This window comes from Pseudomonas sp. PDM01 (assembly GCF_014852325.1).
Lineage (GTDB): Bacteria > Pseudomonadota > Gammaproteobacteria > Pseudomonadales > Pseudomonadaceae > Aquipseudomonas > Aquipseudomonas migulae.
Genome location: NZ_JACVBK010000011.1, coordinates 53,506 through 75,307 on the forward strand (window position 1 = coordinate 53,506; position 21,802 = coordinate 75,307).

Consider the following 21,802-nt stretch of genomic DNA (forward strand, 5'->3'; position numbering starts at 1 on the left):
CTATCATGCAAGGCGCCGATGTTAGGTCTGAGGTTATCGATTCCAGGGTTAGTGGTGGGCGGAGTAATGCGCTCAGCCGATGCCGATTTCTTCCTTGAACAGCTCCATGAAATTTTTCAAACGTTCATGCCGGATGCGGGCCAGGCGTTGACCGGTGAGGGTCTGGAAGCCGTCTGCCAAGTGCAGCAGCTTGGTCTGGAAATGATCGAGGCAAAAGCGCTTGTCATCGTATTCCCGCGCATTCGCTTCCGGGTCTTGTGGGTCATACAGCGCGCTGCCCATGCGACCGGCGATGTAAAAGGTGCGCGCAACGCCGAGCATGCCAAGGGAATCGAGACGGTCGGCGTCCTGCATGATTTTCGCTTCGAGGGAACTTGGGGTGATGTTGGCAGAAAAGCTGTGGGCCTCGATGGCGTGTACAACGGCGCTGATTTTTGCGCTGGGCCAGTGCATGTCGGTCAACACTGCAGAGGCCTTCTCGGCGGCCAGTCGCGATGCTTGCGAACGCAACGGCGAGTTCTTCTCCACCGACACGCAATCATGCAAAAGCACCGCTGCCAGCAGCACTTCAATATCGCCACCTTCCTCAGCATGAAGAGTGCGCACGTTGTGCCAGACCCGCTGCAGGTGCGACAGATCGTGGGCGCCGTCTTCCGAGGGTTCCAGTGCGTGGGGCAGCAACCTGGCGGCGAGGATTGGCAGCGGCGCGAAAGCATCAGTCGTCATAAACGTCCTGTTAAGTGAAAACGGTTGGGGCAGCGGTTCCACATCCTCCATAGATCAGCTTTGAATTTCCAGTGTGACGAGCGTTGCGCGCCGACTTAGTATGGCGTTTTCCACTTTTGACGAAGGCACGTCCATGACGATCGAAATCCGCCCGGCGACCCCCAGCGATGCACCGCAAATCCTCGCGTTCATCACTGAATTGGCCGATTACGAACGTGCCCGCCACGAAGTCATCGCCAGCGTCGCCGACATCGAGCGCAGCCTGTTCAGCGAAGGCGCCACCGCCCACGGCCTGATCTGCCTGCGCGACGGTTTGCCGATCGGCTTTGCGGTGTTCTTCTTCAGCTATTCCACCTGGCTCGGCAGCAACTGCCTGTACCTCGAAGACCTCTACATCACTCCCGAGCAACGCGGTGGCGGCGCCGGTAAAACCCTGCTGCGCCACTTGGCGAAAATCGCCTGCGCCAATGATTGCGGGCGTTTTGAGTGGAGCGTGCTGGACTGGAACAAGCCGGCTATTGAGTTCTATAAGTCCTTGGGAGCGCAGCCTCAGGAGGAGTGGGTGCGGTATCGGATGGATGGTGCGGTGCTAAGGGATTTTGCTGCGGGCAATTGATCGTTTAAAGGATCGCAGCCCTCGGTGGCTCCTAATTGGGGAGCTGCCGAGGGCTGCGATCTTTTTTTGTTTGATCCCAAAATATGGGATGTATATTTATATATTGAGATTTGATCGTGTCAGGGTTTATAGTCCAGCTCACTCACTGCCAATAAACAAAACAGGTGAAGCGATGCTGGCGCAATTGATCGCGCTCGATTGGGGGACAACCTCATTACGTGCTTACAAACTCGCCGCGGGTGGCCAGGTGCTCGAACAGCGTTCGCTGTCATCGGGAATCATGCAGCTGCCCCGGACGCCGCGAATCATTAACGGTCTGGCATGCACCGACGGTTTTGAACTGGCCTTTGACGAGGCCTGCGGTGACTGGCTCGATGAGCAACCCGGTTTGCCGGTGATTGCCTGTGGCATGGTTGGCAGCGCGCAAGGCTGGCGCGAAGCGGCCTACCGCGACACGCCGGCAAACGTTGCCAATCTCGGAACCTCCCTACAAACCATTCGCAGTCTTCGCGGTGTCGATGTGCACATCGTGCCGGGTGTGATTCAGCGTTCGCGCCTGCCGAACGTGATGCGCGGTGAAGAAACCCAGGTCCTCGGCGTGCTGCAAAACTTGGCGGGCGGGGCGGGCAGCGATCTGTTGATCGGCCTGCCGGGCAGCCATTCGAAATGGGTGGAAGTGGCCGACGGCTGCATCGTGCATTTCGACACCTTCATGACCGGCGAAGTCTTCGCGGTGCTCAGCGAACACAGCATTCTGGGGCGCACCCAGCAACGCGGTGGGTCTTTCGATGGCGACGCGTTTGACCGTGGCGTGCAAGTGGCCCTGTCGGCGGACGGCGAAATCGGCCCGCTGTCGACGCTGTTCAGTGCCCGCAGCCTCGGGCTGACCGGCGAACTGAGCGGCAGTGCGCAACCGGATTATTTGTCCGGCCTGTTGATCGGTCATGAGCTGTCGGCGCTGGCCACGGTTCAGCGGCGTCGGCGCAACAGCGTTCATCTGCCGTCGATCATTCTCATCGGCAATTCCCAACTCTGTGCCCGTTACAGCCGGGCGCTCGACGCCTGCGGTTTTGCCCGAGTGACGCTGGCCGAACAGGCTACCGAACGCGGGTTGTGGCAACTGGCGCTCGCCGCCGGGCTGATCACTCCAAACCCATCCCGTTAAACCTGACTGGAGGTCTGACATGCTCAAACAAGCATTGGCGCAAAACGGTCTGATCGCAATCCTGCGTGGCCTGCGCCCGCAGGAAGCGGCGGCTATCGGAGAAGTCCTTTACGCAGCCGGATTTCGCGTCATCGAAGTGCCGCTCAATTCCCCCGAGCCGTACGAAAGTATCCGCATCCTGCGCAGTACCTTGCCTGCCGATTGCCTGATCGGCGCGGGCACGGTGCTGACTCCGGAGCAGGTCGAGCAAGTGAAAGCCGCCGGCGGGCAGGTCATCGTCATGCCCCACAGCGATCCCAAAGTGCTGCGTGCCGCGAAGGCCGCCGGGTTGTTTCTGTCGCCTGGCGTGGCGACGCCGACCGAAGCGTTCGCTGCATTGGCGGAAGGCGCGGACGTGCTGAAGATGTTCCCCGCCGAGCAAATGGGCCCGGCGGTTGTAAAAGCCTGGCTGGCGGTGTTGCCCGCCGGGACGATTCTGGCGCCGGTGGGCGGGATCACCCCGGAGAACATGCAGGTGTTTATCGATGCGGGCGTGAAGGGCTTCGGCCTCGGGTCCGGGTTGTTCAAACCGGGCATGACGGCGGCGCAAGTGGCGTCCAACGCCAAGGCCTACGTCGCTGCATGGAACGCTCTGCGTTAAGACTTTTTTGGCGCCGAGCGCGCTGCATCTAACAAGAGAGAGAAGAGATGAAAATCACCAAACTGACCACCTTCATCGTTCCGCCGCGCTGGTGCTTCCTGAAAGTGGAAACCGACGAGGGCGTGACCGGTTGGGGCGAACCCGTGGTCGAAGGTCGTGCCCATACGGTGGCGGCTGCCGTTGAAGAATTGTCCGACTACCTGATCGGCAAAGACCCACGCAACATCGAAGACATCTGGACCGTGTTGTATCGCGGTGGCTTCTACCGGGGCGGTGCGATCCACATGAGTGCGCTGGCCGGTATCGACCAGGCGTTGTGGGACATCAAGGGCAAGGCCTTGGGTGTGTCGGTCAGCGACCTGCTCGGTGGTCAGGTGCGCGACAAGATTCGTGTCTATTCGTGGATTGGCGGTGACCGTCCGGCAGACACCGCGCGCGCCGCGAAAGAAGCGGTCAGCCGTGGTTTCACCGCCGTGAAAATGAACGGTACCGAAGAGCTGCAGTTCCTCGATTCCTTCGAGAAAGTCGACCTGGCCCTGGCCAACGTCGCCGCCGTGCGTGATGCGGTCGGCCCGAACGTGGGTATCGGTGTGGACTTCCATGGCCGGGTGCACAAACCCATGGCCAAGGTGCTGATGAAGGAACTCGATCCGTACAAACTGATGTTTATCGAAGAGCCGGTGCTCAGCGAAAACTACGAAGCGCTGAAGGAGCTGGCACCGCTGACCAGCACACCGATTGCCCTCGGTGAGCGTCTGTTCTCGCGCTGGGATTTCAAGCGCGTGCTCAGCGAAGGTTACGTCGACATCATCCAGCCGGATGCTTCGCACGCCGGTGGTATCACCGAGACTCGCAAGATCGCCAACATGGCCGAAGCCTACGACGTAGCGCTGGCGCTGCATTGCCCGTTGGGGCCGATTGCACTGGCGGCGTGTCTGCAACTGGATGCGGTTTGCTACAACGCGTTCATCCAGGAACAGAGCCTGGGTATCCACTACAACGAGAGCAACGACCTGCTGGATTACGTCAAGGATCCGCGGGTGTTCGATTACGACAAAGGCTTCGTGAAAATTCCGAACGGCCCGGGCCTGGGGATTGAGATCAACGAGGAATACGTGATCGAACGCGCGGCGGTCGGGCATCGCTGGCGCAACCCGATCTGGCGCCATGCCGATGGCAGTTTTGCCGAGTGGTGAGTGATCGCTGACCCACCGCAAATCCCCTGTAGGAGCCAGCCTGCTGGCGATTTGGTCGGCACATCCAGCATTCATGGTGACTGACCCAACGCGATCGCCAGCAGGCTGGCTCCCACAGGTTGATCTCCATGGACAGGGAGATCGGCATCATTCCAGTTCCAGATCGACCTCAATAAACATAAGAAGAGGCATTCCCCATGCAACCGCAAACCCTCACCGGGCAGGCGTCGTTGGTGGCGCCCAGCCGCAAGCGTTTTTTCATCATGGTCCTGCTGTTCATCACCGTGGTGATCAACTATCTGGACCGCAGCAACCTGTCCATCGCCGCCCCGGCGCTGACCAGTGACCTGGGCATCGACCCGATCCACGTCGGACTGATCTTCTCCGCGTTCGGCTGGACCTACGCCGCCATGCAGATCCCCGGCGGCTGGCTGGTGGATCGTGTTCCGCCGCGCATCCTTTATAGCCTCGCCTTGCTGCTGTGGTCGATCGCCACGGTGATGCTCGGTTTCGCCGCCAGCTTCATTGCGCTGTTCGTCTTGCGCATGGCGGTCGGTGCGCTGGAAGCACCGGCGTATCCGATCAACAGCCGCGTGGTTACCACCTGGTTCCCGGAGCGCGAGCGCGCCACGGCCATTGGTTTCTACACCTCCGGCCAGTTCGTCGGATTGGCGTTCCTGACGCCGGTACTCGCCTGGTTGCAGCATGAATTTGGCTGGCACATGGTGTTCGTCAGCACCGGTGCGGTGGGCATTCTCTGGGCGGTGATCTGGTACGCGGTGTATCGCGAACCGCGGGATTTCAAAGGCGCCAATGACGCTGAAATCGACCTGATCCGCGAAGGCGGCGGGCTGGTGGATATTCAGGCCGAGCAAGCGAAGGTCAAGGCGAAATTCAGCTGGACCGACCTCGGCATCGTCCTGACCAAGCGCAAGTTGTGGGGCATTTACCTTGGCCAGTTCTGCCTCAACTCGACGTTGTGGTTTTTCCTGACGTGGTTCCCGACCTACCTGGTGAAGTATCGCGGCATGGATTTCATCAAGTCCGGCCTGCTGGCGTCGTTGCCGTTTCTCGCCGCTTTCGTCGGCGTACTCTGTTCCGGGTTCTTCTCCGACTTCCTGATCCGTCGCGGCTACACGGTGGGTTTCGCCCGCAAGTTGCCGATCATTGGCGGCTTGCTGATTTCCACCTCGATCATCGGCGCCAATTTCGTCGAGTCGACGCCGCTGGTGATTGCCTTCCTCGCCTTGGCGTTCTTCGGCAACGGTCTGGCTTCGATCACCTGGTCACTGGTTTCAACGCTGGCACCGGCACGCTTGTTGGGGCTGACCGGCGGCGTGTTTAACTTCATCGGTAACCTGTCGGCGATTGCCACGCCGATTGTCATCGGTTTCCTCGCCAGCGGTGATTCGTTCGCTCCAGCGATCACCTACATCTCGGTTCTCGCGTTGTTGGGGGCGCTTTCCTACATTCTGCTGGTCGGGAAGGTCGAGCGTATCAAGTTGTAGTCGTAGCCGTCGGGCGACCATAATGCCGCCCGTTCACTCGCTCAACGGTAAAGGCTGGATATGCAGGAAGACGCCCCAAAAATCGCCAAGGACGCCGCGCCGACCGGCACTCAGACCCTGCTTCGCGGTCTGGGTGTGGTTCAGGCCGTGGCCAGTGGCGCCCGCGATCTCAAGGAAATCGCCCGGTTGATCGGCACGACGCGCAGCACCACCCATCGTCTGGCCAGTTGCCTGGTGGACGAGCGTTATCTGCGCGTGGTGCCGCAAGTCGGTTATTTGCTGGGGCCGAAGCTGATCGAACTGGGCTTTCAGGCGCGTGAGGAATTGCCGCTGGTCACGTTGGCCGGTCCGTATCTGGATGAGTTGTCGGCGTTGACCGGCGACACCATTCACCTGGCGATTCGCGAGGGCGACGAGGTGCTGTACCTGCACAAGAATCCGGGGCGCAATGGTCCGGAAATGCGTTCGCGGGTTGGCCATCGCATGCCGTTGGCGCGCACCGGGATCGGCAAGGCGCTGATGCTCGATGACACGCAGGAAGAATGGCAACGGCTGTACGAAGTCAGCCTGCCGGCGGGTGGGAAAAATCAGTTCTGGCCGCAGCACCCGGAGCAATCCTGGGAGCAGTTCCAGCAGCGCATGATTGAGTACGTGGCGGGCGGTTACGCCTTCGACCTGGAAGACAACGAACCGTCGATCCGCTGCGTGGCGGCGCCGATCCGTGATGCCAGCAAGCGCATCGTCGCCGGCATCAGCATCGCCAGCACCGTGCCGTACATGCCGCTGGAAAAAATGGCCGAGCTGATTCCCCTGATCAAAGGGGTCACGGCCCGGCTCTCGGCGGAACTTGGCTTGAAGGTATAAACCGCTAAGGCTTAGACCTTCAGCGTTGCCATGTCGATGACGAAGCGGTACTTCACGTCACCGGCGATCATGCGGGCGTAAGCCTCGTTGATCTGGCGGATGTCGAGCATTTCGATGTCGCAGGTGATGTTGTGCTCAGCGCAGAAATCCAGCACTTCTTGGGTTTCGGCGATGCCGCCGATCAGCGAGCCCGCCAGTACGCGGCGACCCAGCACCAATTTGGCCGCGTGGACCGGTGGATCAATCGGTTCAATCAACCCCACCAGAATGTGCACGCCGTCGAAACGCAGCGTGTCGAGGTAGGGATTGAGGTCGTGCTGCACCGGAATGGTGTCCAGCAGGAAGTCGAAATGGCCGGCAGCGGCTTTCATCTGCTCGGCATCGGTGGACACGATCACATGGTCCGCGCCCTGACGACGACCTTCTTCAGCCTTGCTTGCCGAACGGGTGAACAGCGTCACTTCCGCGCCCATAGCCTTGGCAAACTTGATGCCCATGTGGCCGAGGCCGCCCATGCCGAGAATCCCGACCTTGTCGCCCGCTTTCACGCCGTAGTGTTTGAGCGGCGAGTAGGTGGTGATGCCGGCGCAGAGGATTGGCGCGGCGCTGGCCAGGTCAAGTTTTTCCGGGATGCGCACCACGAAGTGCTCGCTGACCACGATGCTGTCGGAGTAACCGCCCATGGTGTTGCTGCCATCGACCCGGTCGGGTGTGGCGTAGGTCATGGTCGGGCCTTCGAGGCAATATTGTTCGAGGTTGGCCTGGCAAGCCTCGCAGCTGCGGCACGAATCGACCATGCAGCCGACGCCGACCAGATCGCCGACTTTATGTTGGGTGACATTCGCACCGATGGCGGTCACTTTGCCTACGATCTCGTGGCCGGGCATCAGCGGGTAAACGGCAATGCCCCACTCATTGCGCGCCTGATGGATGTCGGAATGGCAGACGCCGCAGTAGAGAATCTCGATCGCCACGTCGTCGGCACGCGGGCTGCGGCGTTCGAATTTCACGGGGGCAAGGGGAGTGGTGGCCGACTGGGCGGCGTATCCGATGGCGGTGTACATGGTGGACCTCGCAAAAAGCATGACAGGTGAGGCGGCGCATTCTGGGCGCCGTACCTTTGCGCGGCCATGGCGATTCCTCCGGGTGTCATGCCTATTCCTCCGGCATCTGCGTTCGTTGGGTTCAATGGGCAATCAGACCTGCGATGATGCTTTCATCCCTTTTTCCGTGATTATTTTGTGAAGAGCTCCCATGTTGTTGACCCGTCATCTCGATGCCAATGCCACGCTGGTTTCGCTGATTGAGCCACTGGCGACCCGCGACGGTTTCACCCAGACCGAGTTGCCCGGTGTGCAAGTTCTGCGCGCGAGTTGTGACGTCGCCCGTGGCCCGCATATTTATGAACCGAGCCTGATGATCATCGCCCAAGGCAGCAAACTGGCGTATTTGGGGCCGCGAACCCTGGAGTACGGCGCCGGGCATTACTTGATTCAAGCGTTGCCGGTGCCGTTCGAGTGCGAAACCTTTGCCTTGCCGAATGCGCCGCTGCTCGGGGTTTCCGTGGCGATTGACCGGGTGCTGCTGGGTGAATTGGTGCTGGCCATGGGACTGGTGCCGGGACGGCACATTGCGGCGCAGACGCCGGAGTCGATGACTTCGGTGGTACTCGACGACGGCATGCGCGGATGTGTGGAGCGGTTGTTGCGTTGTCTGCACGATCCTCTGGAGGCGCGGATCATGGGGCCGTCACACCTGCGCGAGTTGTTGTTCGTCGCGTTGCGCGGGCCGCAGGCGGATGTGTTGCGCGCGCTGGTGGAACAGCAGGGGCAGTTCGCCCGTGTCGCGGCGTCGATCAGCCATTTGCATGCGCACTACGCCGAACCCTTGAACGTCGAGACCCTGGCCAGTTGCGCGAACATGAGTGCGTCGACTTTTCATGAGCATTTCAAGCGCAGCACGTTGCTGTCACCGGTGCAGTATTTGAAGCGTTTGCGCTTGCTCAAGGCGCAGACGTTGCTGGTGGCGGAGGGCTTGGGCGTGGCGCAGGTGGCGCATCGGGTCGGGTACCAGAGCACGTCGCAGTTCAGTCGGGAGTACAAGCGCTACTTTGAGCGTAATCCGGGTGATGAACGCGCTGCCTGACTCACCACACATCCTCTGTGGGAGCGAGCCTGCTCGCGATAGCGGTGGGTCAGCTTGCATCAATGTTGAATGATAAATTGCCATCGCGAGCAGGCTCGCTCCCACATTGGATCTGTGTCGGGTTATGAATTGCGGGCAACAAAAAGGCCCCCATTTAGGGAGCCTTGATGTTCAGCGAGTCAACTTACATGTTCGGGTAAGTCGGGCCGCCAGCACCTTCCGGCGCCACCCAGGTGATGTTCTGTGCAGGGTCCTTGATGTCGCAGGTCTTGCAGTGAACGCAGTTCTGGGCGTTGATCTGGAAGCGCTTCTCGCCGTCTTCCTTGGTGACCACCTCATACACGCCGGCCGGGCAGTAACGCTGGGCAGGTTCATCGTACATCGGCAGGTTCTTGGCGATCGGGATGCTCAGGTCGGCCAGCTTCAGGTGGCAAGGCTGTTCTTCTTCGTGGTTGGTACCGGAGATGAACACCGAGCTGAGTTTGTCGAAACTGATTTTGCCATCCGGTTTCGGGTAGTCGATCTTCTTGCAGTCGGCCGCGAGTTTCAGGCAAGCGTAATCCGGCTTGGTGTCGTGCAGGGTGAACGGCAGTTTGCCGCCGAAGATGTTCTGGTCCAGCCAGTTGAAACCACCGCCGACGATGGCGCCGAACTTGTGGATCGCCGGGCCGAAGTTGCGGCTGGCGAACAGCTCGTCGTAGAGCCAGCTCTTCTTGAACGCGTCGACGTAAGTGGTCAGTTCTTCGGTACCGTCCTTTTCAGCGAACAGCGCCTCGGCCACGGATTCAGCGGCGAGCATGCCGGACTTCATCGCGGTGTGGCTGCCTTTGATCTTGGCGAAGTTCAGGGTGCCGAGGTCGCAACCGATCAGCGCACCGCCCTTGAAGACCATTTTCGGCAGCGAGTTCAGGCCGCCCTTGCAGATGGCGCGCGCGCCGTAGCTGATGCGCTTGCCGCCTTCCAGGTACTGCTTGAGTACCGGGTGATGCTTGAGGCGCTGGAACTCGTCGAACGGCGACAGGTAGGTGTTGCTGTAGGACAGATCAACGATCAGGCCGACCACCACCTGGTTGTTTTCCAGGTGATAGAGGAACGAGCCGCCGGTGTTCTCGGTGCCCATGATGTCCAGCGGCCAGCCGGCGGTGTGCACCACCAGGCCTGGCTGATGTTTGGCCGGGTCGATTTCCCAGATTTCTTTCAGGCCGATGCCGTAGTGCTGGGCATCGGCTTCGCTGTCGAGGTTGAAGCGCTTGATCAACTGCTTGCCGATGTGGCCACGGCAGCCTTCGGCGAACAGCGTGTACTTGCCGCGCAATTCCATACCGGGGGTGTACAGGCCTTCTTTCGGGTTGCCTTCGCGGTCAACGCCCAGATCACCGGTGATGATCCCGCGCACCACGCCGTTCTCGTCGAACAGTGCTTCCTGCGCGGCGAAGCCCGGGTAGATTTCCACGCCCAGGTTCTCGGCCTGCTGAGCCAGCCAGCGGCACAGGTTACCCAGGGAGATGATGTAGTTGCCTTCGTTGTGCATGGTCTTGGGCACAAAGAGGTCGGGAACCTTCTGCGCGCTGTCGGCGTTCTTGAGAACGAAGATGTCGTCGCGGGTGACCGGCGTGTTCAACGGCGCGCCAAGTTCTTTCCAGTCCGGGAACAGTTCGTTCAGGGCGCGTGGTTCGAACACGGCACCGGACAGGATGTGAGCACCCACTTCGGAGCCTTTTTCGACCACGCAGACGCTGATTTCCTTACCGGCTTCAGCAGCCTTCTGCTTCAAGCGGCAGGCGGCGGAAAGACCAGCGGGGCCGGCACCGACGATGACCACGTCGAATTCCATGTATTCGCGTTCCACAGGTTATCTCCTACTCAAGGCTCAACAGTTTTTTTTCTAATTGGAGGTTTGGTGTCGCATCCATGAATTCCTGCACGAGGCAGGAAGAGGACAATCGATGAACCACCTTTCTCTTTGGGTGGCGCATTATATCTACACCACTCTTAGCGTCCAATACAAACGTTTGTTTGAATCGGCTCAAAGCCAGAGAAATCAAAGTCACGCGGCTTATGACTGGCCATTTTGCCGTATTGACCGGAATAGGCGTTCCGGTCAAGATACGGTCGGTTTTGCGCTCGCCGTAGGCTGACTGTTGGTTTCAAGAGCACCTCTAAAGACAGGGCGATGGCAGTACAAGGTGATGTGCAGCGCAGTGTTGGCGCGCAGTTTACACGCCACGATATTTAATGACTTGTTGGTCACCACTGACGAACGGTCATCAACGTCATGAGCGATGGTCACTTGACACGTATGCCGGCGTTTTTAGAGGTGCCCTTGCGCCCGATGAGCATCAACCGCCAGGTTCGCCTAGGCGACTTTCTTTTCACCGGAGAGTAACGAGGAATCCATGAAGGTTCTTGTAGCTGTCAAACGCGTTGTGGATTACAACGTCAAGGTTCGCGTCAAGGCGGACAATTCCGGCGTCGACCTCGCCAACGTGAAGATGTCGATGAACCCGTTCTGCGAAATCGCAGTGGAAGAAGCCGTACGCCTGAAAGAGAAAGGCGTTGCGACTGAAATCGTCGTCGTCTCCATCGGCCCGTCCACCGCTCAAGAGCAACTGCGCACCGCGCTGGCTCTGGGTGCCGACCGCGCCATCCTCGTCGAATCCGCTGAAGATCTGACTTCCCTGGCCGTTGCCAAACTGTTGAAAGCCGTTGTCGACAAGGAACAGCCTCAGCTGGTGATCCTCGGCAAACAGGCCATCGACAGCGACAACAACCAGACTGGCCAGATGCTCGCTGCATTGAGCGGCTACGGTCAGGGCACCTTCGCGTCCAAAGTCGAAGTGTCCGGCGACAGCGTTGCCGTGACCCGCGAAATCGACGGCGGCGCGCAAACAGTTTCCCTGAAACTGCCGGCCATCGTCACCACCGACCTGCGTTTGAACGAGCCGCGCTACGCGTCCCTGCCAAACATCATGAAAGCCAAGAAGAAGCCTCTCGAAGTGCTGACTCCGGATGCTTTGGGCGTTTCCACCGCCTCCACCAACAAGACCGTGAAAGTCGAAGCGCCAGCTGCACGCAGCGCAGGTATCAAGGTCAAGTCGGTGGCTGAACTGGTCGAGAAACTGAAAAACGAAGCGAAGGTAATCTAAATGACTATCTTGGTTATTGCTGAACACGACAACAAAGTGCTGGCCCCGGCCACGCTGAACACCGTGGCCGCTGCTGCCAAAATCGGCGGCGACATCCACGTGCTGGTTGCAGGTCAGGGCGCTGGCGCCGTGGCTGAAGCCGCTGCGAAAGTGGCTGGCGTGGCTAAAGTGCTGGTGGCCGATAACGCCGCCTACGCTCACCAACTGCCGGAAAACGTCGCGCCACTGGTTGCCGAGCTGGGCAAGGGCTACAGCCACATCCTGGCTGCCGCCACTTCCAACGGCAAAAACATCCTGCCGCGCGTTGCCGCTCAGCTGGACGTTGACCAGATCTCCGAGATCATCTCGGTTGAAAGCGCTGACACCTTCAAGCGCCCGATCTACGCCGGTAACGCCATCGCTACCGTTCAGTCGAACGCTGCGGTCAAAGTGATCACCGTGCGTGCCACCGGTTTCGACCCGGTTGCCGCTGAAGGCGGTTCGGCTGCCGTTGAAGCAGTTGCTGCTGCGCACAACGCCGGCACTTCGAGCTTCGTCGGTGAAGAACTGGCCAAGTCCGATCGTCCGGAACTGACCGCTGCCAAGATCGTCGTTTCCGGCGGCCGCGGCATGCAGAACGGCGACAACTTCAAACACCTGTACGCCCTGGCCGACAAGCTGGGCGCTGCCGTCGGTGCTTCCCGCGCCGCGGTCGACGCAGGTTTCGTACCCAACGACATGCAGGTCGGTCAGACCGGCAAGATCGTTGCTCCACAGCTGTACATCGCGGTCGGTATCTCCGGCGCGATCCAGCACCTGGCCGGCATGAAAGACTCCAAAGTGATCGTCGCGATCAACAAGGACGAAGAAGCGCCGATCTTCCAGGTGGCCGATTACGGCCTGGTGGCGGACCTGTTCGAAGCCATCCCTGAGTTCGAGAAGCTGGTCTAATCCAGCCGCTTGACCTATAAAGAGCCCGACCTTTTGGTCGGGCTTTTTTTTGCTCTTCCTGTAGGAGCCGGCTGGCTGCGGGCGGCTCCTACAGGGGATATAACGGGGTTTGAGTATGGATCTGCATCGAGTGTTCGGTTGGTCATTGCTGTTGGGTCTGACGCTGTTGCCGACGCTGTCCATCGCAGCGGGCAAGTGTGAACGACTGGTGGTCACCGGCAGCCCGGATGCGCCGCCGTATCTGTGGCAAGACCCGCAAAACCCCAAGCACCTGATCGGTGCCAGCGCCGACCTGTTGCAACAAGTAGCAGGGCAGTTGGGCATCAAGGTCGAGATGCTCTATGCCGGTAAACGCGCTCAGGCGCTGGAGGAAGTGCGCAGTGGGCGCATGGACATGCTGGCCGACGCGCCGTTGACGGTCAGTGAGCTGGAAACCCTGGATTACATCCATCCGCCGTTGCTGGAAAACGATTACCTGGTCTGGACTCGAAAAGACTCGCCACTGGTCTACAACCAGGCGCAGGACCTTCACGGTCATCCCGGCGCGTTGTCGGAAAAATCTCGAATGACCTCGGAATTCGCTACGTTCGCCGAGCAGCAATTGACCCTCGTACGCACTCCAAACCTGACCCAGGCCCTTCAGAAATTGCTGTTGGGGGAAGTGGAATTTGTCCTCGCCGGACGCTATTCGGGCATGGCAGCCGCACAGGCCCTGAGCATGGCCAATGACCTCGTCGCGCGCCCGCAGCCGGTCGACAAACCCGGCCTGTTCCTCGCGGTTTCCCATAACTCTGCCTGCAACGATCCGTGGTTGCGCGGACAGCTGGCCAAAAAGATGACAGAATTGCCCGCGTCCGGACTGACGGAAGCCGTGCTGCAACGCAATATCGAGCGCTGGAAAGCGCAGCAACAGCAGCCACAGCAACCCCCCGCCAGTACCCCAAAACAGTAGGGATTTTTAGTGAGTATTCGACCTCTTTTCGCTGCCCTGGCCGTTCTGGCTCTGGCGGGTTGTGCAGCCGATCCGGCGCCGAATGAACAAATACGCCTGACCGAACAGGTGCTCGTGCAAGCCAAAGCCGTGGGTGCCACCGCGGACGATGTGCCGGAAATGAAACTGGCCGAAGATAAATTCGCCCGTGCCCAAGGTGATATGGCCGATCAGTCTTACAAACATGCACGCATGCGCGCCGAACAGGCCGAACTTGACGCGCGGCTGGCCGAAGCCAAGGTCCTGACGCTCAAAAGTGAAGAAAAGCTGGATCTTCTCAATACCCGCATCACTCGATTGCGCAAGCAAGTGGGGGACGCACAATGAACCTCACGTCCAAAGCTATCGGCGGCTTGATCCTTGTTGGCTGTGCGAGTCTCTATGGCTGCGCCGGTCAGCACAGTGAAGCTGCGTTGCAAGAAGCGGGTGCCGACTTTCAGAAGGTGAAAGAAGATTCCAACGTGCTGCGAATCGCGCCGAAAGACGTGATCCGTGCCGGTGAATCCCTGGCCCGTGCCGATCGACTGTCCAGCTACTGGGGCAGCGGGTCCGACGTGCTGCATTACGCCTACCTGAGCCGGCGCTACAGTGAAATCGCTCGGGAGCACACCAATCAGGTACTCAACGAAGAGCGCGCGGCGAAGCTCGAACTGGAGCGTCAGCGCCTGCAACTGGCCCTGCGCGAATCCAAACTGCTGAGCGTGCAGCAGCAGGGCAAGTGGCTTGAAGAGCAGATTGTTGCGCTGGCCACGACCCAGACTGACCGTGGCCTGGTGATGACCCTCGGCGACGTGTTGTTCGACACCGGCGAAGCGGAGCTGAAAAACTCGGCGAACCGCGTGGTATTGAAGATCGTGCAATTCCTGCAGCTCAATCCCAAGCGCGTCGTGCGCATCGAAGGCTACGCCGACAGCACCGGCGGCAAGCAGGAAAACCTCAAACTGTCCCGTGACCGTGCGCAATCGGTGGCGGACGTGTTGACGGACCTGGGCATCGACGAAAAACGCATTAAGGTCGAAGGTTATGGCGACGAATACCCGGTAGACGCGAACGCCTCGGAACGGGGCCGGGCGCAGAACCGTCGGGTGGAAATTGTGTTCTCCGACGAAAAAGGCCTGCTCGGCGCTGCCCGGTAATGGACGCTTCCTTGTGAAACCATGCAATCCGTAGGAGCCGGCTTGCTGGCGATAGCATCACCGCGGTGTCTCAGATGAACCGCAGTGATGCCATCGCCAGCAAGCCGGCTCCTACAAACCCGGGCTGCCCGTCAGCGCCGGGTTTTTTTGTGTCTGCGAATTGCCTCGCAAAGCAGTACAGATTTTGCTGACACTGCACTGTACCGTCGACTATTGTGGCAACTGTCCCCGTACACTTCTAAACTGTTCCGGTATTGTTTCACACAAGAATAAAATGCCCGTGAAATCGAGTGCTGCGTCATGACCAATCTCTTGCTCTACCAACGTATTGCTCAACAACTGGCCGAAGACATCCGTCGTGGGGTCTATCAGCCGGGGGAGCGCGTGCCTTCGGTGCGCAAGATGAGTTCGCAGCTCAACGTCAGCCATGCGACGGTGTTGCAGGCGTATGCCAATCTCGAAGATCAGGGGCTGATCCGTGCCCGGCCGCAGTCGGGTTACTACGTGCACCAGACGCCGGCCCTGACTGCGCCGACACCGGACATCGCCCGAGTTGAACGTCCCGGCCTGGTCACCCGCAGCAGCATCATTCAACAAGTGTTGGTCGAATCCCGTCGTGAGGGCGTGTTTCCCTTGGGCGCGGCGGTGCCGAGCGTCGATTACCTGCCGGTGCGGGCGCTGCATCAGCAGTTGGCCAAAGTCACCCGATTCCATAGCCCGCGGGCATTCAGTTACATGTTCAGCCCCGGTTTTGAACCGTTGCGGCGGCAAGTGGCAATTCGCATGCGCGATGCCGGCGTGGTGGTCGATCCGTCGGAAGTGGTGATCACCCACGGCTGCGTTGATGCCTTGCAGATGTCCCTGCGCGTGCTGACCCGGCCGGGCGACTTGATCGCCGCCGAGTCGCCAACCTACTACGGGTTGCTGCAACTGGCCGATCTGCTGGGCCTGAAAGTCATCGAGATCCCCAGCGATCCGGCCACCGGCATGAGCCTGGAAGCCTTGCAACTGGCAGCGAATCAGTGGTCGATCAAAGCGCTGGTACTGACCACGCGCCTGAGCAATCCGCTGGGCGGCACCATGCCCGAAGAGCGGCAGAAACAACTGCTGCGCCTGGCCTCGGATTTCGATATTCAGGTGGTCGAAGACGATATCTACGGCGAACTGATGTTCGAGCAGGGCCGTACCAAGGCACTCAAGGCCTACGACCGGCTGGATCGGGTGATCTACTGCTCAAGCTTCTCCAAGACCCTGTCTCCGGGTGTGCGGATTGGCTGGATGATTGCGGGCAAGTACCAGCAGGAAATCCAGCGCTTGCAGACCTTCAGCACGCATTCGGCTTGCAGCGTTACGCAGATGGGGATCGCGGCGTATCTGGAAAATGGCGGTTACGACCGGCATTTGCGCTACATCCGTCAGGAGTACCGCAAAAATCTCAGCGCTTTCCAGCTCGCGGTGCAGCAGTATTTCCCGGAAGGCACACAGATGACCCGGCCGACCGGCGGCTTCATTCTGTGGGTGAGTCTGCCGGGGCGGGTCAATACACAAGAACTTCATGTGCGCGCGTTGCAGCAAGGCATCAGCATCGCACCGGGGCTGATTTTCAGTAACACCGAGCAGTTCAATCACTGCATTCGGCTCAACTGCGGCATTCCCTGGAATCGCGAAGCCGAGCGTGCGTTGATGACTCTGGGCATGCTGGCTACCCAGCTTTGCCAGGAGATGGCCGGCGGAATGTGACGGGCGGGCGGGTAATTCCTGCCCGAGCTTGTCATGTCGCGTCCAACAAGCGAGCATATGGCCCTCTGCCGATAGCGCCGTTCCCCGTTGGATCCATGAAACCGATTTTTCCTGCCGCCTGGTTGTCGATCTGCCTGTTGATAACCTTCAATTCGGAAGGCGTCTTGGCGGCTTCCGCTCAGGAAAAACCGGCCGCCAGCGCGACATCGAAAAAACCGGCACCGGCAAAAAAAGCCACACCGGTCAAAAAGAAAGCGGCTACGCAGAAAAAACGTTCACCCATTGCCTCCAAATCGAAACCGGCCAGTGAAGTGGTGAAAACCAAACTGCCTTCGGCTGACCTGGATTTGAGCTTGCCTGAGGAAATGGCCGAAGAGTTTAAGCCGGTCGGTACAGTTCCGTTGCCCCGGCACGACGCCGTGTTGCCGCAAATGTTCGGTGAGAAGGCTGGCAGCTCTCCGTTCCAGCTCAACGGACGACTGATCAGCAACGAAATGAAGTTGCAACTGCGTAACGAAGAGCGTCGGGAAGTCGAGGGCGCGGCGCTGGAATTGGAGTTCAAGCAGTAAATCCTTCCTCGGCGTGACCCGCAGGCCAGACGCTTTGTCGGAGACTGGTCAGTCACGCTGGTTTGAGCGTAAAAACCCGGCGACAGGTAATTTAAAACAACTGTTTTAGCGGTTACTCTGTGCCCCGTCCTTTAACACATCACCCGTCGCGAGGAGCTCGTCGTCATGAAATGCCGTGAAGGCTGTGGCGCCTGTTGCATTGCCCCTTCCATCAGTTCTCCGATTCCCGGTATGCCCAATGGCAAAGCCGCCGGAGAACGTTGCGTACAACTCTCTGCCGAAAACCTGTGCAGTATTTTCGGCCAACCGGAACGTCCGGCCGTGTGTTCGGCGTTTGAAGCCGACGTCGAAGTCTGCGGAAACAGCAGTGACGAAGCGGTCAGATTGCTGGGCTGGTGGGAGCAGATGACGGCGGCGTGATGTGTCAACGAACGGAACTTCAACAATAAGGAATAAGATTATGGGTTCGCTGCATCGTATGGCTGTGCTGTGTGGTTTGACGGTTTTGCTGGCGACTGCCACCGCACAGGCCGAAGACTGGAAGGTGGCCAAGAATGAAGACGGCATCAAGGTGTCCTTGAGTGAAGTGGCCGGCTCTGACTACAAGGCTTATCAGGGCGTTACCCTGATGAAAACCACCATGGCCAAATTGCGCGCACTCCAGGAAGACGTGGCGGGCGCCTGCTCGTGGATTCACGAATGCAAGCAGCAGAAGCTGCTCAAGCATGAAGGCGATCAGAGCTGGACCTACACCCAGTTCAATACCCCATGGCCGGTGACCGCGCGTGATTCGGTGCTGCATATCACGACTACCGTAGGCGCCGATGGCAGTCTGACCCGTAAGCTTGAGGGTGTGCCGAAGTACATTCCTGAAGAAAAGGGTTTTGTGCGGGTTGCCAAGGTTGATGGGTTCTGGAAGTTCGTGCCCAAGGGTGACCAGATTGAAGTGACCTATCAGGTTCACACTGAGCCGGGTGGTAGCGTGCCTTCGATGATTGCCAACAAGTTTGTGGTTGATGCGCCGTTCAATACCTTGAAAGCCCTGAAAGAGCGTGCCGAGAAGTAATCGCTTTGTTTCTTTCTATAAAAAGCCCTGATTTGATCGGGGCTTTTTTTTGCGGGTTTGTTTGATTGGTGTGTATATCCGTTGCTGTGGTCATGGCGGCTTATGGTTTCGCTTTTACAGCGAGTCACTTTCGAAAAGCGCGAAAGTAACCAAAGCGCTCTTGCCTCTTTCGTTCGGTGCCTCGCTGTGGCTCGGCATGCCCTCGCTCCGCTCCTGCTCCGTGGGCCCGCCGCCATCGGCCATCCCTGGCCGGGGGCGGCTAACCCGGCATCCATGCCGGGTTGCCCACTGCGCAGAACCTGCGCTCGGCCTCTCGAGGGGGCGCTCAGATCAAAAGCGGAAGGCGAGCTAACGCTCGGCCTGATGAGTGGTGGAAATCAAAAGCGTACGCGATTCCCTGTAGGAGCCGGCTTGCTGGCGATGGCGTCCGTCCAGTCAATAAACAGGTTGACTGACCCACCGCTATCGCCGCCAAGCCGGCTCCTACAGTTGCTCGTATTCATCCAGACACCTATGCATTTCCCCTGTAGGAGCCAGCTTGCTGGCGATGGCGTCTGTCCAGTCAATAAACAGATGACTGATCCACCGCTATCGCCAGCAAGCCGGCTCCTACAGGGGGAATGTGCAAACATCCAAGACTAGTGCAGCCACCACAGTGCGGGAGAGTGCACACGACTGAGGAGCCAGGTCGGCTTTCAGGCCGCCTCGGCGGCTGTGGCGGTAGTCGCCCCCTCGAGAGGCCGAGTGGAGGTTCTGCGTAGTGGGCAACCCGGCATGGATGCCGGGTTAGCCGCCCCCGGCCATGGATGGCCGATGGCGGCGGGCCCACGGAGCAGGACCGGAGCGAGGGCATGCCGAGCCACAGCGAGGCACCGAACGAAAGGGGCAAGAGCCCTTTGGTTACTTTGGGGCTTTTCCAAAGTGACTCGCCGTAAGGGCGAAACCATAAGCCACCGTTACCGCAGAAACGGATATGCCCACACCCAACTTATGGACTCTGAAAGACTTTATTGTGTTTCCGAATATGCACTACACAAAATTTTCACAAAGCCTCCAAGACAATTCGCCCGCGCCAGCCGTGCAGATCAGTAATCAATGGCAATGCCGCGGTTGATCGTGCAACATTTGCGCACCGCGCAAACCCCGGGGCCGAGAACTGGCCAACAGAGGGCAGGGCGCAGCTGTAATTTTGAAACTTCAACTTCCAATGGGTCCTAAAACGACATGGCAATCCCGGACGCCCTGAGTCAGCAGCGAGCTTCTAGTCGCCTGCTGCAACCGACCGTCAAATCGCATCTGGCCTACACGCTGCTGTGTGCCCTGGTCATGATGGTCATGTTCAGCCTGCTGCGCGTCGCGCTGCTGGTCTACAACCGCGAGATGATCCTCGACACCCCGGCCTCGACCTTCTTCGAAGCGTTCGCCAACGGCCTGCGCTTCGACCTGCGCCTGGTGGTCTACCTCAGCATTCCGCTGTTGCTGGCGCTGTTCAGCGCCCGGGCCATGGCGGCCCGCGGGTTCTTCCGTTTCTGGCTGACCATCGCTTCGAGCATCGCGCTGTTCCTCGGCCTGATGGAAATGGACTTCTACCGCGAGTTCCACCAACGCCTCAACGGCCTGGTCTTCCAGTACGTGAAGGAAGACCCGAAAACCGTAATGAGCATGCTCTGGTACGGATTCCCGGTGGTTCGCTACCTGCTGGCCTGGGGCGTGGGCACGTTGATCCTGACCCTGGCGTTCAAGGGCGCCGACCGCGCGACCCGTCCTCGCGGTCCATTCAGCGGCGGCAGCATCGGCATGCGCCAGATCGCCCCGTGGTATGCGCGCATTGTCGTGTTCGTGGTGTGCCTGCTGGTTTGCGTGGTCGCGGCTCGCGGCACTCTGCGCCAAGGTCCGCCACTGCGTTGGGGTGACGTCTACACCACCGACTCCAACTTCGCCAACCAGCTGGGCCTCAACGGCACATTGTCGCTGGTTGCGGCAGCCAAGAGCCGGATGTCCGAAGATCGCGACAACATCTGGAAAGCCACGCTGCCACAGCCGCAAGCTCAGCAAATCGTGCGTGACATGCTGGTGATGCCGAACGACAAACTGGTGGATGCCGAGACCGCAGCGGTGCGTCGCGATTACACGCCGCCGGCCGACAAGACTCTGCCGATCAAGAACGTCGTCGTGATCCTGATGGAAAGCATGGCCGGTCACTCGGTCGGCGCCCTCGGTGCACCGGGCAACATCACGCCGTACCTCGACAAGCTGTCGAAGGAAGGCCTGCTGTTTGACCGCTTTTTCTCCAACGGCACCCACACCCACCAGGGTATGTTCGCCACCATGGCCTGCTTCCCGAACCTGCCGGGTTTCGAATACCTGATGCAGACCCCGGAAGGCAGTCACAAACTGTCCGGCCTCCCGCAATTGCTCAGCGCCCGCGACTATGACGACGTGTACGTCTACAACGGCGACTTCGCCTGGGATAACCAGTCGGGTTTCTTCAGCAGCCAGGGCATGACCAACTTCATTGGTCGTAACGACTTCGTCAACCCGGTGTTCTCCGATCCAACCTGGGGTGTGTCCGACCAGGACATGTTCGACCGTGGTCTGGTCGAGCTCAAGGCACGGGAAAACGGCAAGCCGTTCTATGCCTTGCTGCAGACCCTGTCCAACCACACGCCATACGCCTTGCCGACGCCATTGCCGGTCGAGCGCGTGACCGATCGTGGCAGCCTGAACGAGCATTTGACCGCCATGCGTTACGCGGACTGGGCGCTCGGTCAGTTCTTTGAAAAGGCCCGCAAGGAGCCTTACTTCAAGGAAACCCTGTTTGTCATCGTCGGTGACCACGGTTTCGGCAACGAGCGCCAGATCACCGAAATGGACCTGGGCCGCTTCAACGTGCCGATGCTGATGATTGCACCGGGCATCCAGGACAAATTCGGCAAACTTGACCACACGGTAGGCACGCAGATCGACATCGTACCGACCATCATGGGTCGCATCGGTGGCGAAGTGCGTCATCAGTGCTGGGGGCGTGACCTGCTCGACCTGCCGGAAGGCGACACCGGTTTTGGCGTGATCAAACCGTCGGGCAGCGAACAGACCACGGCCATCGTCACGGCGGATCAGATTCTGGTCTTGCCGAAAGAAAAGGAAATGGAGCCGAAGATGTATCAGTACGAACTGGGCGCGACACCTCACGCCGAGATCGTACCGAATGCACCTCGCACTGCCGAGCTGAAACTCAAGCTCGAAGCGTTCCTGCAAACGGCGACCAAGAGCCTGATCGACAACACCGCCGGTGTCGTTGACGGCAAGCCGGACTAAGCGTTGACGCAATAAAAAAGAGGCCCTTCAAGGGCCTCTTTTTTTT

The 21,802-nt window shown here is 59.5% G+C and carries 20 protein-coding genes; 17 read left to right on the top strand and 3 right to left on the bottom strand.

From position 1 onward, the window contains the following. Positions 1-72 precede the first annotated feature (72 nt). Positions 73-726 (bottom strand): HD domain-containing protein, encoded by a 654-nt coding sequence (locus IB246_RS25000; RefSeq protein WP_008040870.1) that lies wholly within the window; start codon positions 724-726, stop codon positions 73-75. Positions 727-859: 133 nt separating this feature from the next. On the opposite strand from IB246_RS25000, the gene IB246_RS25005 reads away from it, so the two are divergent. The 6 genes from IB246_RS25005 to IB246_RS25030 all read left to right on the top strand — a co-directional run bounded on the left by IB246_RS25005 (position 860) and on the right by IB246_RS25030 (position 6,715). Continuing rightward, complete coding sequence (locus IB246_RS25005; protein ID WP_008034765.1) at positions 860-1,342, top strand: GNAT family N-acetyltransferase; 483 nt, start codon at positions 860-862, stop codon at positions 1,340-1,342. A gap of 172 nt (positions 1,343-1,514) precedes the next feature. Then, entirely contained in the window at positions 1,515-2,507 is a 993-nt protein-coding gene (locus tag IB246_RS25010; RefSeq protein ID WP_008040869.1) for a 2-dehydro-3-deoxygalactonokinase, read from the top strand. 19 nt (positions 2,508-2,526) lie between these two features. After that, positions 2,527-3,147 (top strand): 2-dehydro-3-deoxy-6-phosphogalactonate aldolase, encoded by a 621-nt coding sequence (locus IB246_RS25015; protein ID WP_008032870.1) that lies wholly within the window; start codon positions 2,527-2,529, stop codon positions 3,145-3,147. A 47-nt stretch (positions 3,148-3,194) separates the two neighbouring features. After that, positions 3,195-4,343 (top strand): galactonate dehydratase, encoded by a 1,149-nt coding sequence (dgoD, locus tag IB246_RS25020; protein WP_007903915.1) that lies wholly within the window; start codon positions 3,195-3,197, stop codon positions 4,341-4,343. Between the two features lie 197 nt (positions 4,344-4,540). Next, positions 4,541-5,851: an MFS transporter gene (locus IB246_RS25025; protein WP_008032871.1), complete on the top strand. Its 1,311-nt coding sequence runs from the start codon at positions 4,541-4,543 to the stop codon at positions 5,849-5,851. 60 nt (positions 5,852-5,911) lie between these two features. Next, positions 5,912-6,715 carry an IclR family transcriptional regulator gene (locus IB246_RS25030; protein ID WP_008032872.1) on the top strand — a complete coding sequence of 268 codons (804 nt, stop codon included), beginning with the start codon at positions 5,912-5,914 and terminating at the stop codon, positions 6,713-6,715. 11 nt (positions 6,716-6,726) lie between these two features. Here the strand turns inward: IB246_RS25030 and IB246_RS25035 are convergent, their stop codons facing one another. Continuing rightward, positions 6,727-7,779: an NAD(P)-dependent alcohol dehydrogenase gene (locus IB246_RS25035; RefSeq protein ID WP_008032874.1), complete on the bottom strand. Its 1,053-nt coding sequence runs from the start codon at positions 7,777-7,779 to the stop codon at positions 6,727-6,729. Between the two features lie 190 nt (positions 7,780-7,969). Here IB246_RS25035 and IB246_RS25040 point away from each other — a divergent pair, with 190 nt between their 5' ends. Next, positions 7,970-8,860 carry an AraC family transcriptional regulator gene (locus tag IB246_RS25040; RefSeq protein ID WP_008040868.1) on the top strand — a complete coding sequence of 297 codons (891 nt, stop codon included), beginning with the start codon at positions 7,970-7,972 and terminating at the stop codon, positions 8,858-8,860. A gap of 184 nt (positions 8,861-9,044) precedes the next feature. Here IB246_RS25040 and IB246_RS25045 read toward each other — a convergent pair whose 3' ends face one another. After that, complete coding sequence (locus tag IB246_RS25045; RefSeq protein ID WP_032832564.1) at positions 9,045-10,709, bottom strand: electron transfer flavoprotein-ubiquinone oxidoreductase; 1,665 nt, start codon at positions 10,707-10,709, stop codon at positions 9,045-9,047. Between the two features lie 547 nt (positions 10,710-11,256). Here IB246_RS25045 and IB246_RS25050 point away from each other — a divergent pair. The 10 genes from IB246_RS25050 (at position 11,257) to IB246_RS25095 (ending at position 21,756) form a co-directional block, all read left to right on the top strand. Continuing rightward, positions 11,257-12,006: an electron transfer flavoprotein subunit beta/FixA family protein gene (locus tag IB246_RS25050; RefSeq protein ID WP_007942046.1), complete on the top strand. Its 750-nt coding sequence runs from the start codon at positions 11,257-11,259 to the stop codon at positions 12,004-12,006. Next, positions 12,007-12,936 carry an electron transfer flavoprotein subunit alpha/FixB family protein gene (locus tag IB246_RS25055; protein ID WP_008040866.1) on the top strand — a complete coding sequence of 310 codons (930 nt, stop codon included), beginning with the start codon at positions 12,007-12,009 and terminating at the stop codon, positions 12,934-12,936. A gap of 115 nt (positions 12,937-13,051) precedes the next feature. After that, positions 13,052-13,888 (top strand): substrate-binding periplasmic protein, encoded by an 837-nt coding sequence (locus tag IB246_RS25060; protein WP_008040865.1) that lies wholly within the window; start codon positions 13,052-13,054, stop codon positions 13,886-13,888. 9 nt (positions 13,889-13,897) lie between these two features. Further along, entirely contained in the window at positions 13,898-14,254 is a 357-nt protein-coding gene (locus tag IB246_RS25065) for a DUF4398 domain-containing protein (protein WP_008040864.1), read from the top strand. Then, a complete protein-coding gene (locus IB246_RS25070; protein WP_008040863.1) occupies positions 14,251-15,063 on the top strand; it encodes an OmpA family protein in 813 nt (270 codons plus the stop codon). The genes IB246_RS25065 and IB246_RS25070 overlap by 4 nt, the downstream gene beginning before the upstream one ends. 300 nt (positions 15,064-15,363) lie before the next feature. Continuing rightward, positions 15,364-16,803: a PLP-dependent aminotransferase family protein gene (locus tag IB246_RS25075; protein WP_008040862.1), complete on the top strand. Its 1,440-nt coding sequence runs from the start codon at positions 15,364-15,366 to the stop codon at positions 16,801-16,803. 95 nt (positions 16,804-16,898) lie between these two features. After that, positions 16,899-17,372, top strand: coding sequence for a hypothetical protein (locus IB246_RS25080; RefSeq protein WP_008040861.1), 474 nt, complete (start codon positions 16,899-16,901; stop codon positions 17,370-17,372). A 165-nt stretch (positions 17,373-17,537) separates the two neighbouring features. Beyond that, entirely contained in the window at positions 17,538-17,792 is a 255-nt protein-coding gene (locus IB246_RS25085; RefSeq protein ID WP_008040860.1) for a YkgJ family cysteine cluster protein, read from the top strand. A gap of 40 nt (positions 17,793-17,832) precedes the next feature. Continuing rightward, a complete protein-coding gene (locus IB246_RS25090; RefSeq protein WP_008040859.1) occupies positions 17,833-18,438 on the top strand; it encodes an START domain-containing protein in 606 nt (201 codons plus the stop codon). A 1,224-nt stretch (positions 18,439-19,662) separates the two neighbouring features. Continuing rightward, positions 19,663-21,756 carry an LTA synthase family protein gene (locus tag IB246_RS25095; protein ID WP_008040933.1) on the top strand — a complete coding sequence of 698 codons (2,094 nt, stop codon included), beginning with the start codon at positions 19,663-19,665 and terminating at the stop codon, positions 21,754-21,756. The last annotated feature ends 46 nt before the right edge of the window (positions 21,757-21,802 follow it).

Bases quoted from the DNA above. Each gene is read 5' to 3' on its own strand.
- IB246_RS25005 (WP_008034765.1), top strand. From the start codon at position 860: ATGACGATCGAAATCCGCCCGGCGACCCCCAGCGATGCACCGCAAATC.
- IB246_RS25010 (WP_008040869.1), top strand. From the start codon at position 1,515: ATGCTGGCGCAATTGATCGCGCTCGATTGGGGGACAACCTCATTACGT.
- IB246_RS25050 (WP_007942046.1), top strand. From the start codon at position 11,257: ATGAAGGTTCTTGTAGCTGTCAAACGCGTTGTGGATTACAACGTCAAG.
- dgoD (WP_007903915.1), top strand. From the start codon at position 3,195: ATGAAAATCACCAAACTGACCACCTTCATCGTTCCGCCGCGCTGGTGC.
- IB246_RS25060 (WP_008040865.1), top strand. From the start codon at position 13,052: ATGGATCTGCATCGAGTGTTCGGTTGGTCATTGCTGTTGGGTCTGACG.
- IB246_RS25085 (WP_008040860.1), top strand. From the start codon at position 17,538: ATGAAATGCCGTGAAGGCTGTGGCGCCTGTTGCATTGCCCCTTCCATC.
- IB246_RS25030 (WP_008032872.1), top strand. From the start codon at position 5,912: ATGCAGGAAGACGCCCCAAAAATCGCCAAGGACGCCGCGCCGACCGGC.
- IB246_RS25090 (WP_008040859.1), top strand. From the start codon at position 17,833: ATGGGTTCGCTGCATCGTATGGCTGTGCTGTGTGGTTTGACGGTTTTG.
- IB246_RS25015 (WP_008032870.1), top strand. From the start codon at position 2,527: ATGCTCAAACAAGCATTGGCGCAAAACGGTCTGATCGCAATCCTGCGT.
- IB246_RS25075 (WP_008040862.1), top strand. From the start codon at position 15,364: ATGACCAATCTCTTGCTCTACCAACGTATTGCTCAACAACTGGCCGAA.
- IB246_RS25080 (WP_008040861.1), top strand. From the start codon at position 16,899: ATGAAACCGATTTTTCCTGCCGCCTGGTTGTCGATCTGCCTGTTGATA.
- IB246_RS25070 (WP_008040863.1), top strand. From the start codon at position 14,251: ATGAACCTCACGTCCAAAGCTATCGGCGGCTTGATCCTTGTTGGCTGT.
- IB246_RS25040 (WP_008040868.1), top strand. From the start codon at position 7,970: ATGTTGTTGACCCGTCATCTCGATGCCAATGCCACGCTGGTTTCGCTG.
- IB246_RS25000 (WP_008040870.1), bottom strand. From the start codon at position 726: ATGACGACTGATGCTTTCGCGCCGCTGCCAATCCTCGCCGCCAGGTTG.
- IB246_RS25025 (WP_008032871.1), top strand. From the start codon at position 4,541: ATGCAACCGCAAACCCTCACCGGGCAGGCGTCGTTGGTGGCGCCCAGC.
- IB246_RS25035 (WP_008032874.1), bottom strand. From the start codon at position 7,779: ATGTACACCGCCATCGGATACGCCGCCCAGTCGGCCACCACTCCCCTT.
- IB246_RS25095 (WP_008040933.1), top strand. From the start codon at position 19,663: ATGGCAATCCCGGACGCCCTGAGTCAGCAGCGAGCTTCTAGTCGCCTG.
- IB246_RS25055 (WP_008040866.1), top strand. From the start codon at position 12,007: ATGACTATCTTGGTTATTGCTGAACACGACAACAAAGTGCTGGCCCCG.